Origin of the sequence: Idiomarina loihiensis (assembly GCF_024584785.1) — a bacterium.
GTDB classification, from domain to species: domain Bacteria; phylum Pseudomonadota; class Gammaproteobacteria; order Enterobacterales; family Alteromonadaceae; genus Pseudidiomarina; species Pseudidiomarina fusca.
The window spans coordinates 1,783,752-1,796,603 of record NZ_CP074112.1 but is presented as its reverse complement, the minus strand read 5'-3'; the positions used below and the strand labels follow the sequence as shown (position 1 = coordinate 1,796,603).

The following is a 12,852-nucleotide window of genomic DNA, read 5'->3' as shown; positions in this document are numbered from 1 at the left end:
AAAAGATCTGAGGTTCAACTTGGCGTTGAAAAGTTGTTGCATTATAGCTTAGTTTTAGGAATGGTGGAAGTGAGATAAAGGGCAACATGAAGGTGGCTTCACTATAAAGCTCTCTTTACTGGCTTTTGTTTGATGGCTACACTGCGCGAAGGTTTATTGATAGGGATTATTGAATGAGTACAAATATTGTCTGGCACCAAGCTTCAGTCTCGACTGCTGAAAGGAAGGCGCAAAAAGGTCACGCATCTTGTGTACTTTGGTATACCGGCTTATCTGGTTCAGGTAAAAGCACGATTGCCAACGCAGTAGATAGAAAACTATATGAGCGTGGTTGTCACAGCTACGTGCTGGACGGCGATAATGTGCGCCACGGCTTGAACAAAGATTTAGGTTTCGACGATGTTTCGCGAGTGGAAAATATCCGTCGCATTACCGAAGTCGCGAATTTGATGACCGATGCCGGGTTAATTGTCGGCACTGCTTTTATATCGCCGTTTCTGGCCGATCGTGAGCAAGCCCGCAAACTTGCTGCTAGTCGTTTTATCGAGGTGTATGTAGATACTCCCTTGGCTGTGTGCGAACAACGAGATCCTAAAGGCTTGTATAAAAAAGCCCGAGCAGGTGATATTCCGCATTTTACCGGTATCAGCTCACCATATGAGCCGCCATTAGCGCCAGAAGTGCATCTACGCACTGCATCACTTAGCGTGGAAGAAGCAGCAGAACAAGTGATTCAAGCGCTCGTTGAAAAGGAAATTATCTCGTGAAGTATATTGATGTTTTTAACGGCGACGCAGATGGTATTTTTTCGCTAATTCAATGGCGTAAAGCCTTTCCTGTCGTTGAGAGCCAAATAATTAGCGGAGTAAAACGGGATAACGCGCTGATTCAGCACATTAATCTAGAGCAAGCGGCTGGAGCTATAGTAACGGCTTTAGATCTTTCTTTTGATAAAAATACGGAGGCGCTTCGTAGTATCCTACCAAGTGTGGAATCGGTGTTTTATTGCGATCATCATCAAGCCAAAACCTTGTTTGAGCATCCGCGACTGACCACAGTTATTGATTTCTCTCCGGCAGTTTGTACGGGGTTGTTAGTTAGTGACTACTTAAACCAGCAGCATCATGCTTGGGCGATTGCGGCAGCGTTTGGCGATAGTTTAAATAGTGTCGCTTATGCAGAATGTAGCAAACTAAGTTTCTCTGGCAAGCGAGCAGAACAGCTGCGCGAGTTGGGCGTGTTGGTTAATTACAACGGTTACGGTGCTGATTTGACTGACTTACACTTTGAGCCCCAAGGCTTGTACCAAGCATTATCAGCCTATGATTCTCCATTTGATATTGTTGCTGATAGCACCTCTCCGTTTGCAGCGCTTCGTGACGGTTATGCCGAAGATATGCAGAAAGCTCGTAATGCTGTTGTTGTGGCTGAGAATAGATCAGTGAAAGCCTTGTTACTTGATGATGCGGCTTGGGCGCGTCGAATTAGTGGTACGTTAGGTAATGATTTAGCTCATGCAAATCCTGATAAAGCGATTGTAATTGCTACTCCTAATGCCGATGGCTGCACATTAACTATCAGTTTGCGGGCGCCTAAATCGAATTTGCAAGGTGCGGGCGATATTTGTTCAGGCTTCGCTACCGGCGGAGGTCGAGCTGGAGCTGCTGGTGTGAACGCGTTGCCGATGGAGCAATTAGATTTGTTTATTAATGCAGTAACTTTAGCCTATAGTTAGCCCTGAGGAGAGTGTGTGATAACAACCAGGTTAGAACCGTTTTCAGATGCCCGAGATGGTGACTTGGCCTACACACTCTTTGCTGACCAAAAACAGCAGGAGTTTTCACGCTTACTTTCACCTCCCGCCATTTTAGAGCAATTACTACGTTCACAATATGATATTCGTGAGCAGTCTTACTCTGTTTCTTACCATGATTATCAAAAGCTCACCGCCACCTTGGATAGTCAACCGATTGGAATACTTCGTATTGGGCAAGCTCAGATTACTGGATGTTTAAGATTAGTTGATATCATTATCGATCAACGCTATCGATGCCGAGGTGTTGGTACTCAAGTGCTTGAACACTTCATTGATCTTGCGAGGGCTAAATCTTTAGATGCTGACCTTCACGTGCAAAAAGATAATCCTGCATTACGACTTTACCAGCGCTTAGGTTTTTGTATTTGCGGCGAAACCGATCTGCATTGGTATTTGAAAAAGTTGTTGTAAACACTTGCGTTTGTTCAAAGTTTGTTCTACATCAATGTTCTAGATGTTAAATTCTTAACCAATTCCAATCGAATGAACAAGAAACGCAAGAGGAGTTCGCCATGGATAATTTTCTTGGTGAAATAAGATTATTTACTTATGGATTTATCCCTAATGGTTGGATGATTTGCGACGGACAAACGCTACCGATAAATCAATATCAAGCATTGTATGCATTACTTGCTAACAGATTCGGAGGTAATGCGGGAACTACGTTTCAGCTTCCTGATTTGCGATACCGGGCTGTGGTGGGGCAAGATTACAACATTGGGCTGACTGTGGGGACTAAAGTAGGGAGTGAGCGAGTCGCCTTAACTGTTGAAGCAATGCCTGCGCATCGTCACCAAGTAATGGCAACAAGCCTTGCTGCCGACGTTCCTCAACCAAGACCTAATACCATGTTGGGAGAAGTATCTGGCGATGCAGCTGATATTTATGGTTCAGTGGTCCCTGATCAAATGCTTACCAGTAATAGCTTGAGTAGCGTCGGTGGGAGCCAAGCCCATAACAACATGCAGCCCAGTATTGGCTTGGTCTATTGTATTGCGACAACTGGCATCTTTCCTAGCCGGCCGTAGAAGACCATAGAGGACATTGATATGAGTGATTTCTATCTTGGTGAAATTAGAATTTTTGCGGGAGATTACGCTCCGCAAGGCTGGTATATCTGTGCTGGGCAGTCGCTTCAAATTGTAGAAAACGAAGCGCTATTCTCATTACTGGGAACAACCTATGGCGGTGATGGCCAAACTCATTTTAAGTTGCCTGATATGCGTAGCAGAATTCCTATTGGAATTGGTACTAATCCTGCAACCGGTAGTAATGTGACTCGAGGCCAAACGTTAGGCACAGAGACGGAGACCTTAACCGCTGCAGAAATGCCCTCACACCAACATAGTGTTATGGTTAGTATCGCAACCGGTGATACCAATATTCCGGCCAATAATGCGCTCAATTTAGGCGATAATAAAAGTTACAGTACATCAACTAATCCGGCGGATATTAATGTGTTGAATGCTGAATGTATTAAGCCTGAGGGCCATGCAATGGCACATGAAAATAGAATGCCCATGATGGCGTTAAATTACATTATTGCCCACACCGGCATTTATCCATCGCAATACTAGGAGCAACTATTATGGATGCTTATCTTGGAGAAATTAGAGCCTTTCCATATAACTTTGCACCAAGGTATTGGTTGGAATGCATGGGACAAACTTTACAAGTGTCGCAATATCCGGCACTTTATTCTATTATTGGTACTAAATTCGGTGGAAGCTCTACCACTTATAATCTCCCTGACCTCCGCCATAAAGTGATAGCTCAGTGGGGACAGGGGGCAGGGTTATCTGGTTATTCTTTTGGTCAGTCTTTGGGAGCTAACTCCGTTAACCTACTGCCACCACAACTTCCACCACATACTCATGAATGGCGGGCTGTTCGCAAAGCTGCAGATTCGGCTATTCCGACATCTGGCTATTTAGCGAACATTCAAGATACTATAGAGTTTAAAACCTTTACCGCCGCTGGCACTAATCTTGTTCCGCTGCATCCCGCGACCATCGGTATTACCGGTGCTGGGCAAGCGCATGAGAACAGACAGCCGGTATTGGCAATGGGGTTTTATATTTGTGTTGATGGCGGCGAGTATCCGATACGGCCGTAATCAGACAATCATGTACTCGTATTTACTTGATTGATTTTTAATTTAATTTGATGGAGACATATCATGGCCAATAAACAAACTGAAGTAGTGGTTAGTGAGCAGGGTAGTAAGCAAGAGTTGCGTAAGGCTTGGCAACAGCCGACGTTGAGTATTCTATCTTCTGCCACCACCGAGAGTGCTATCAAAGATAACAACCCATTTGAGTCGGATACCTATACTAGTGTTGGTAGTTAATTAGCGATTTACTTTGATGCTGTGTGAGAACTTGAATGGTAACAACCACGAAAACATTAACAAAATTACTGGTTGTTACTGTTATCTTCCTGTTAGTAATTGCCATGGTTTTCGGTGTGGCGAGGCCGGCTCAAACACTACCAGAAGATTCTGATTCGTCAGCCAAGGTCCGCTTTACAGGTTCAGCTTTTTATCCGCCGTTTCAGTGGTTAGATACTGATGGATCACATGGCTTTTTGGTTGATCTTGAACGTCAGTTTGCGCTGGACGGTCACTTTAAAATAGAGCAAAACTTACATGTTTGGTCGGAGGCCTTGCGCAAAGTTCAGGCTGGTGAAGCCGATGCTGTCGCCTTAATTGCCACCGACAAGCGCTCTCAACTTTTTGATTTCTCGATTCCTTTTTATCATGTCGCGCATGCAATTTTTATGCGTGAAGGTGATGCTTCAGTGCGTGCCTTAGCAGCAATTAAGACCGAAAGAATAGCTGTGGTTGAGGGGGCTTTTGCAGAGCTGGAGTTACCGCTTATATTACGTAACCAAATCGTCTGGGCAACAGATGAACTCGATTGTTTAGTGTTGGTGGCGCAAGGGCAAGCGGAGCTCTGTATTGAAGTGATTCAATCGTCTCGTCATTTAATTCAGCAGTATAACCTTGATTTAGTTCAGACGAGTCCGCCATTCTGGGCCGTGCCTTATGCGTTTGGTGTTCGTAAGGGTGATACTAAAACACTGGCTCAACTTAATGATGCACTTTCAAGTATTATTGTCAGTGGCGGCTACCAGCAAGTTTATAATCGCTGGTTGCCGTACTTGGAGTGGAAAAGTTTATCCTGGTATGAACAGTTACAGCATTACACTGGCTTGTTATTGGTTTTTATCACTCTGTTATTAGGTATCATCATTTCGCTGGTGTTATTTCGCGTAAAATCAGTTCGCTTTGCTGCTCAGCTTGAATATACCGCTACCCATGATTCAGTGACTCAGCTATTAAATAGGGATGCCTTTGTTAGCTGTTTAAACCAATACGTTAGAAGTAGTCCTGAGCCCCAGGAGCTACGTTGGTTTGTGGTAGCTCGCATTGTTAATCTAGAGGCGGTGACCACAGCGTTTTCCCATCAAACATCAATAGAATTAGTACAACAGTTTGCCCGTCGCATAGATAGCCCGTCTTTTCGCTATAAGGCTCATTTGGGTGCTGGTTTATTCGCTTTTACGTGTCAATCAGACTTAACTGCCGAACAAATCTACGAGTTTATTTCCACGCCCCTTGAAATGTCTAATATTGATATTGACCCAGTAATTGCTATGGGTGTGGTTGAGATTGATTTAAACGAACGGTTAGATAACCCCACAGAGGAGCTTTTGCGCCGTGCACTAACTGCTTTGTCTTATGTTCAGAGTCATCATATGCAGTGGCTTAAGTACCACGAAAGTTTTGAGCCTGATCCTGTTGATTTAATGCTGCTCAAAGACTTTACAACGGCTCGGATGCAGGATTTTGAATTATTACTACAACCTCAATATAGCGTTTTAGAGGATAAGATTAATAGCGCTGAAGCATTATTGCGATGGCATCATCCTACCCGTGGTATGTTATTACCAGCTACCTTTATTCCACTAATTGAGCAAGCAGGGATGATGCCCGAAGTAACTCGTTGGGTAATTTCGAAGGCTTGCGAATATGCAAAGAGGCTTGCTGAAGATTATGAGATTAGTCGTATTAGTGTGAATGTTACCGCCGATGATTTAATGGAACCAGGCTTTGTAGATTTTGTTCTGGCCACTGTGGTTGGTTTAAAAAATGTTCGGTTGTGCTTTGAAATCACTGAGACGGGTTTGATTACTGATTCTGGGGTTGCGCAAGATGTTTTGCAAACCTTGGCTAAAAGAGGCATTTGCTGCAGTGTGGATGATTTCGGAACAGGTTATTCATCCTTGAGTTATTTGAGTTTGTTTCCGATAGCTGAGGTTAAATTAGATCGACTGTTTGTAGGAGCTTTAACCACTGATGAGCGCAGCCGAATTATTATTAGTTCAACCATAGAATTAGCCCACAATCTGGGCATGCAAGTTACAGCAGAAGGCGTTGAGGATGAGGCAACGCTGCATGAATTGAAGGCATTGGGATGTGATCGTATTCAGGGCTATTTTTTTGCCAAACCGTCATCCTATACTGACGTGGTGCAGTATTTTTCTTGTCGTAACTAAACAAAGCGACACAATAATTGGATGGTTTGCTACTTCACGATGTATACTCGGGAAGTTCAAGGAGCTTGTTGGTGTAGACTTTATCGAAGCTGCCTATAATTATAAAGTGACCATCAATTAGTGGGCTTTGACTACCATTCTATGTGGATCTAGTACATTGGGTAAACTCTTAAAGTACTTTTATAAACGGATATTATTGAGAAAGTCGCCCCATACTCTTATTAGTTGGCGATTCATTGTGCCTCTTGGCCTCGCTGATAAGAAGTGTCAGGGATATCAGCTCCATAAAAAAGTTTTTTTCAACGCTTGGCAACCTATTCCACGCTGGTTGTATGGTTTGGCCGTGGTCTACAGCATCATCTCTTGGTATATCATTTTCGGCCCTTGGTTGTATGTTCGGCATCTTTACAGAAAGACTAAACACGGCAGTAAGCAAACAGAAACGATCGTTCCCATATCACCTCGCTATTTATGGAAAGCTATAAGAGCATACTCGAGAGGAATAACTCCCCAGAGCTTCCATTCACTGGCGCTATATAACGTCCCGCTATGTTATTGGTGGTACTATGTTCCTAACCAAGTATTGCCACACTGGCATCAGACCTTTCAAGCAGCCTATAGTAATAGAACAGCTAAGATAATGAGTAGTAAGTTATTCTTTGCAAGTTCTATAGATGTGCCATCAGTACCTACACAATTGATGACTGTGGATAGCTTAGCTAATCTGGTACCGGGCAATGATTATTTCTTTAAGCCAGACGTATCATCTCAAGCCAAAGGATGTTTTATTTTAACGACCACTAAAGAAGGCTTGTTTCACTCAACAAGTAAAGATGGTGTTGTTCGTGTTGATGGTAAACAGGCTGTGATTGATTTCCTTCTGGGGTTGTCGAAGAACTTGAACTATTTGCAACAGCCGAGACTGGTCATGCCTCCTGAATTTGCAGATATTTGTGATAATGATGAGGTGGTAGTTGTTAGAATAGTGACGTTAAAAGTGGCTGGAAGATTTATGGTCTGGCGTGCCAATGTAGAGCTACCTATTTCAAGAAAAGTTTTTATTCGGCCTTATGCTATTAATGTAGATTCTGGAGCCATCCCACAACTAGACGGTAAAGTTCTGCAGGAATGGCAAGCGATTAAAGTGTTGGTTACCTACGCGCATCAACAGGTAATTGATTTAAATGCTGTAGGCTGGGATGTGGCTTTAACGGATAAGGGACCTCTGCTGCTTGAAGGAAACATAAATTGGGGAACAAACTTAATGCAGAGTGAAAAACGAGGCGGTTTAGTTGATGCCATGTACCTTCAAATGATTGAAGGGTTGAACCCTGGTAGAGATAGTTTATGAGTGTTTTTAATCTTTTATGGGCGTTTAAAACATTTGATACCGCAGCTATCATGCAAAAGATGTTGGCTGCCAGTGATTATTGGCAGCCAGAAAGTGTAGATCAATATGAGCTGAGCATAGAACCTAACGGTGGCGCTCTTTCAGTGAGTCATCTTCGGTTTTCTAATACACCACAATCTCATAATGAATCTGTGCATGTGTCTCAATGTGGCCATTTTCTGTGCGTAGCTAATGCTCGAATTGATAACCGACATGAATTGCTTGACGAATTGCGACTCGATATCGGAGATAAACGCGGTATGTTTCTTGCATCAGATTATCCTGATGGTGCAATTATTTTAGCTGCCTATCAAAAATGGGGTGAAGACTGTGCAGCAAAATTGCTAGGGGATTTTGTCTTTGCGGTTTGGGATAAAAATAAAGATTCAATTTATATAGCTCGTGATCATCTGGGAATTAAAACGGCCTTCTATAGTGTTACTGACGACGCTGTATTGGTTAGTAATGAACATAATGCGCTGCTTGAAAGTGGGCTAGTGTCTAGAGAGCTTAATGACGACTTTGTGCTTGATCTGTTTTTACCAAAATCAAATTCAGGTTATTACTCCCCAGTTAAGGCAATACAGAGAGTTCCTCCTGCACATTATGTAGTTATTACTCCGCACAGTGTGCGCAGTGAGTGCTACTGGCAGTTGCAAGTTAAACAGTACCCTAGTCTAAATTCAGATGAGGATTATCTACGAGAATTGAGGGTGCGGTTTGAGAAGGCGGTGAAGCGTCGCCTGCTTTCAGCGTACCCAATCGGTTGTGAGCTTAGTGAAGGTCTTGATTCAACCGCTATAACTGGCTTAACAGCTCGAATGTTGCCGCATCAAACTATTTATACCTATTCGTATGATTCGCAGCAACTTACTGATGATAATAGACATATTTACCAAGATACCTATAAGGATATATTTGAATTTTTGGCTCTTTATCCAAACTTATCCGCTGAGTGGACAACACAACAACAACCTGAAAACTATAATGATTTAATAGAACAATATTATGGTGTTGTAGCCCCTCATCCGGGGCAAAAATGTACTCGGTACTATTTAGTGAAAGACCGAGGTGTGCGTACCTTACTTAGTGGCTGGGGCGGTGATCACTGCGTCACTTCTTATGGGGCTTTTTATGAGGATGAATTATTCCGTAAAGGTCGTTGGTTATCACTTTATCAACAGTTTCAATACACAAAAAAAAGAGGGCGTAGAGTGAAGCCCTTGTTTAACTTTCTAAAGCTTGGTGTGAAATATGGTTACCCACCGCTGTTCAGAACAATTGAGCGCCGGCGTAATCCTATGGTCCAGTTATTGCACTTTTCCGCTACCGAATCCCCTTTGAATCCTGAACTTGTTACAAGGCAAAGACTAAAAGAGGCTGTTGACTTTGTTGATAACTATACATCTTCTGGCGTTCGTGAAAGAGATTACCGAGAGCTATTTCATGTGGGGATAGAGAGCCGAGTATCGGGGTCGGAAATCCATGCAAGGGCTTTTAATTTTGAATATCGCTACCCCATGTTTGATAAAGAGCTGATTGAGTTCGCTTATTCAGTACCCACCCATATGAAATGTAAATTTGGTATTGAGCGATGGATGTTTCGAGAAATTATTAAAGACTTAGTGACCGAACGCATTCGAATGCGAATGAAACATGATGTGGTGCTACCAAAACATCAGCGTCTTGATGTGAAAATGAGATTGAAAAAGCTTATAGCTGAGGTCAAAGATAATGCTAAATTGCCTGTGTTGCAGCATTATCTGCGATTTGAGCGACTTGATCATCTCTTGCAATTACCCTTTGTCGCAAATATTAAAGCCCTGGATACTTTAAATAGTCTCGCTAAAGCACAGCAAGAGGGACGGCTGGATTTTTGTAGTAAATTAACTGAGAGTAGTCCTAACAAAAAGCGGTAACTTTTAGTTAGTATAAGCGTTTTGGGCGCTTCTGTTTTCGTTCGATAAGTTAATGATAGGAAGAGTTAATATGACCATAGCATTGGAAGATAAAGTACAAAGGCATACAGAATTAGTCTTCGCTCACATGGGCAATGAAGTTGTTATGATGAGTGAAGACCAGAGTGATTATCTTGGATTGAACGGGGTCGCCAGCAGAATTTGGGAGATGTTAGAGCAACCTTTAGCGGTAGACGTTGTTTGTACAAAACTACAGCAAGAGTTTGAAGTGAGTAAAGAGCAATGCGAGCAAGATGTATTGCTATTCTTAAATGAAATGCAGCAACGAAATCTCATCCAAGTGCTTAGTTCTTAAAACCAAGGATTACTGATGGCTTATAGTTAGAGGCCACCACGAGTTTCGTGTAGTAAAGCAGGCACCCTCTCGAAATAGTTCTTGACTTAAAGCGAAATGTAGGAAATATTTTAACATCAAAGTTCATAGAGGCAACGCAAGTAGTTAAGAGTGGCATTTTTTTATTCGGGCACATCTATACATGTTTAGCGATTTCGGTTAACATTTTTTTATCTAAAAAAGAGGGAACTAAAATGAAAAATCTAAGTAACAAGTCGAGTAATAAAGTTATTGTTGAAGTTACTGACAAAAAAACATGGGAAACGCCAGTAGTGATTGATTTCGCGATAGATATAACCAAATCATCGAAACCATCGCCAGACACCGTAGAAATTAACTATAATTATGGAACGTCTTAAGTAAACGATCGATAACGCATTAACATTCCTATCTAAATGGATGCCTTAAAAGAGACTAGCCATCGTAATATCTGCAGCGAAGCCGAGGGGCGAGCTGTACTTAGGTGCAGGAACTCCATACCTCCTGATTTTTTGCATTTTATTACCCTCCTTGAGGAGGGCACTCATGGTTCTATTTCGTTTCCAAACCTAAAGCATGTGCACACGGTTGCACGTGGTTTAGGTTTTTCTGAATCGGAGCAGTCATTTTGTAGGTTTTTGAGACCGGGCTTAGCTGGCTCTTTTATTAAGTCTTTACTGCCGCAATTCATTGAGAAGGCGGAGGCTATGTTCGCTGGCGTAGAAGCCCAGTTAGTTCAAGGTGATTCAGTCGATTTTCTTGACAGTCTTGTTGCGCCGCTAGCGCAGTTAATTGGCTCTGACATTTTAGGGTTGCACTTGCCTGAGCGCGATGAATACGACTTCTTAAGTGAAATTCATTGTACTGAACAAATGATTGAGCACTTAGCTCCCATCCGAAAGCTTAAGCAGGCAGATGCAAGTGCGGGTAAATTGCTTGATATTATTAGTGATTCGCTTCGATTTAACAGTGCTAATGCGCCCCTAATTGACAAATTCAAACGTTTAGCCGAGCAAGATGGTAAAAGTTTTGATGAATTACAGGCAAGTATCTTTTTGCTTGCATTAGGCTCCACCACACCAGCCGAACTTGTGGGTCGTTTCATTGCTATATTGATGAGTAATTTTAAAACTGACGAGCTCCAAGCTTTCATCAGTTTAGAGGTAGACAATAGAGTAGTACAAAATATCATTCGGGTTTTTGGAAATACTCAACGTCTTGTTAGATACAGTAAAATCGACCAGTGTTACCAAGCGGTAGATATACATCAAATTAATCGGCGGGAAGAATCGCTTAAAGAGTTTGATGTAAGTGAGTTACTGTCTTCCACCCCCAACTTAAATTTTGGTGCAGGTTCGCATGCTTGCCCAGGCCAATGGCTTGCACTTCAACTCATACCTTGGTTTTGGCAGCGGACTTTAAAATTACTTCTTCTACTTGATAACTATGAAATTGATTATCAGATTCATTATGGTTATAGCTTGAGCTATCTAATCCGACTTGAGGCGCATAGAGTTTGAACAAACTAGCAGAACAGACAATGTTCAAGCGTGTTGTTGATTTTGAGGAGGCAAATGCATTACTCAGGCGTGATGGCATGCAGGTTCCGGGTCTTTTAGCTTATCTAGAACAACTACAGCGCCATAATGTGTCTGGTTTGGATGAGTTAGTTCGGTTTACCCGTCTTGCGCCGTTTTTTCAAGAAGGAGAGCAGTTGCGGCAGCTTCGAGATGTTTATAAAGATCTGCTGGACGTAATCCTAAACGATTGGTCGGAATATATTAAAGATACAATTGAAAAGCTTGTTGATAATTTAGATGAATGTGCAGAGTTCGACTTAGTAGAAGAGCTTTCTTTAAAAGTATTTGATAGCCTCTTGAAACCGACGCTGGGTCTAATGCCCGCAGATTCGGCTTCGTTTAATGCAGATACAATTCGTTTACAAGAACTTGTGCAGCCCTATCGTTCACTCCGCGAATTAAAGGCCATCAACCAGAAAATTAAGCGCGCCATTGAAGCGGTCGAGGACACAGTGGCTGCGGGTATAGTCAGAGAACGCACGGCTTTGGGGCATTTATTAAGAAACCGTGCGTGGCCAGAGCGTCAAGTTGATAAGATATCAATAGTTATTATTCTTTACGCGGCTACGGCTCCATTAGCCCAAACCTTTACTAATATTGTTGCCAAGCGGCTGCAAGAGTCTCGTGATCGCACGGTTGCTCTTTCAGACGAGGAAATAGCGAAGGGTGCGGCACAATCATACTTACATAGAGTTTGCAAGGATAGCGCTAAGGATAGCGCCTACAACGGAACCTACTTGTTTGATATCCAAGCGATAGAGCGGGGCGGGTGTCCTGCATTCCCATTCGGTCACGGAAGACACTTTTGCGTTGGTTTTGGGCTTTCCAGATTTATTTTGAAGTACATGGTACAGCAATTTTTCACAAAATTTCCGACGGCAAAAATTTTAGATATTAAGCACAACGAGAATAATAAAATTGCCTACGAAATATCGCGATTGGTTATTAGGACAACATAGAAAATGACAACAGTGCAAGACATACAAGCCTTTTTGACAAATAGCGCAGTAGGGGTTTTAGAGGTTTCTCGTGAAGATGTAACTCCGACGACGCCTCTAGTAGATATAGGGATGACGTCATTCTATGCTGTATTGCTGTGCGGAATGATTGAAGATGAATACGAAATTGAGGTAGAGCCATTGCTTATGTTCGAATGTAGAACTATCGCTGAAGTTTCGGAAGAAGTCCTCGAAGTAATTAAACGTCAAAAATAG

The 12,852-nt window shown here is 42.5% G+C and carries 14 protein-coding genes; all 14 read left to right on the top strand.

Features of this window, described 5'->3' with window-relative positions; translation table 11 throughout:
• Positions 1 to 173 precede the first annotated feature (173 nt).
• Positions 174 to 767, top strand: a complete 594-nt coding sequence (gene cysC / locus KGF88_RS08635; RefSeq protein WP_153827152.1) for an adenylyl-sulfate kinase — start codon at positions 174 to 176, stop codon at positions 765 to 767.
• A complete protein-coding gene (locus KGF88_RS08630; RefSeq protein WP_162014617.1) occupies positions 764 to 1,735 on the top strand; it encodes a DHH family phosphoesterase in 972 nt (323 codons plus the stop codon). The genes cysC and KGF88_RS08630 overlap by 4 nt, the downstream gene beginning before the upstream one ends.
• 15 nt (positions 1,736 to 1,750) lie before the next feature.
• The gene (locus KGF88_RS08625; protein ID WP_153827151.1) at positions 1,751 to 2,227 is read left to right on the top strand and encodes a GNAT family N-acetyltransferase; all 477 of its coding nucleotides are present in this window, start codon (positions 1,751 to 1,753) and stop codon (positions 2,225 to 2,227) included.
• A 101-nt stretch (positions 2,228 to 2,328) separates the two neighbouring features.
• Positions 2,329 to 2,844, top strand: coding sequence for a phage tail protein (locus KGF88_RS08620; RefSeq protein WP_153827150.1), 516 nt, complete (start codon positions 2,329 to 2,331; stop codon positions 2,842 to 2,844).
• A gap of 21 nt (positions 2,845 to 2,865) precedes the next feature.
• Positions 2,866 to 3,393 (top strand): phage tail protein, encoded by a 528-nt coding sequence (locus tag KGF88_RS08615; protein ID WP_153827149.1) that lies wholly within the window; start codon positions 2,866 to 2,868, stop codon positions 3,391 to 3,393.
• 11 nt (positions 3,394 to 3,404) lie between these two features.
• On the top strand, positions 3,405 to 3,932 hold the full coding sequence (locus KGF88_RS08610) for a phage tail protein (protein ID WP_153827148.1): 528 nt from the start codon (positions 3,405 to 3,407) through the stop codon (positions 3,930 to 3,932).
• Positions 3,933 to 3,995: 63 nt separating this feature from the next.
• Positions 3,996 to 4,166, top strand: coding sequence for a hypothetical protein (locus tag KGF88_RS08605; protein ID WP_153827147.1), 171 nt, complete (start codon positions 3,996 to 3,998; stop codon positions 4,164 to 4,166).
• Positions 4,167 to 4,201: 35 nt separating this feature from the next.
• Positions 4,202 to 6,376 (top strand): EAL domain-containing protein, encoded by a 2,175-nt coding sequence (locus tag KGF88_RS08600; protein WP_153827146.1) that lies wholly within the window; start codon positions 4,202 to 4,204, stop codon positions 6,374 to 6,376.
• A 640-nt stretch (positions 6,377 to 7,016) separates the two neighbouring features.
• Entirely contained in the window at positions 7,017 to 7,727 is a 711-nt protein-coding gene (locus tag KGF88_RS08595) for a sugar-transfer associated ATP-grasp domain-containing protein (RefSeq protein ID WP_153827145.1), read from the top strand.
• Positions 7,724 to 9,685 carry an asparagine synthase-related protein gene (locus tag KGF88_RS08590; protein WP_153827144.1) on the top strand — a complete coding sequence of 654 codons (1,962 nt, stop codon included), beginning with the start codon at positions 7,724 to 7,726 and terminating at the stop codon, positions 9,683 to 9,685. The genes KGF88_RS08595 and KGF88_RS08590 overlap by 4 nt, the downstream gene beginning before the upstream one ends.
• A 70-nt stretch (positions 9,686 to 9,755) precedes the next feature.
• Positions 9,756 to 10,040: a PqqD family peptide modification chaperone gene (locus KGF88_RS08585; protein ID WP_162014616.1), complete on the top strand. Its 285-nt coding sequence runs from the start codon at positions 9,756 to 9,758 to the stop codon at positions 10,038 to 10,040.
• 434 nt (positions 10,041 to 10,474) lie between these two features.
• Positions 10,475 to 11,578: a hypothetical protein gene (locus KGF88_RS08580; protein WP_153827142.1), complete on the top strand. Its 1,104-nt coding sequence runs from the start codon at positions 10,475 to 10,477 to the stop codon at positions 11,576 to 11,578.
• On the top strand, positions 11,575 to 12,597 hold the full coding sequence (locus KGF88_RS08575; protein WP_153827141.1) for a hypothetical protein: 1,023 nt from the start codon (positions 11,575 to 11,577) through the stop codon (positions 12,595 to 12,597). Before KGF88_RS08580 ends, KGF88_RS08575 begins: the two co-directional genes overlap by 4 nt.
• 3 nt (positions 12,598 to 12,600) lie before the next feature.
• On the top strand, positions 12,601 to 12,852 hold the full coding sequence (locus tag KGF88_RS08570; protein ID WP_153827140.1) for an acyl carrier protein: 252 nt from the start codon (positions 12,601 to 12,603) through the stop codon (positions 12,850 to 12,852).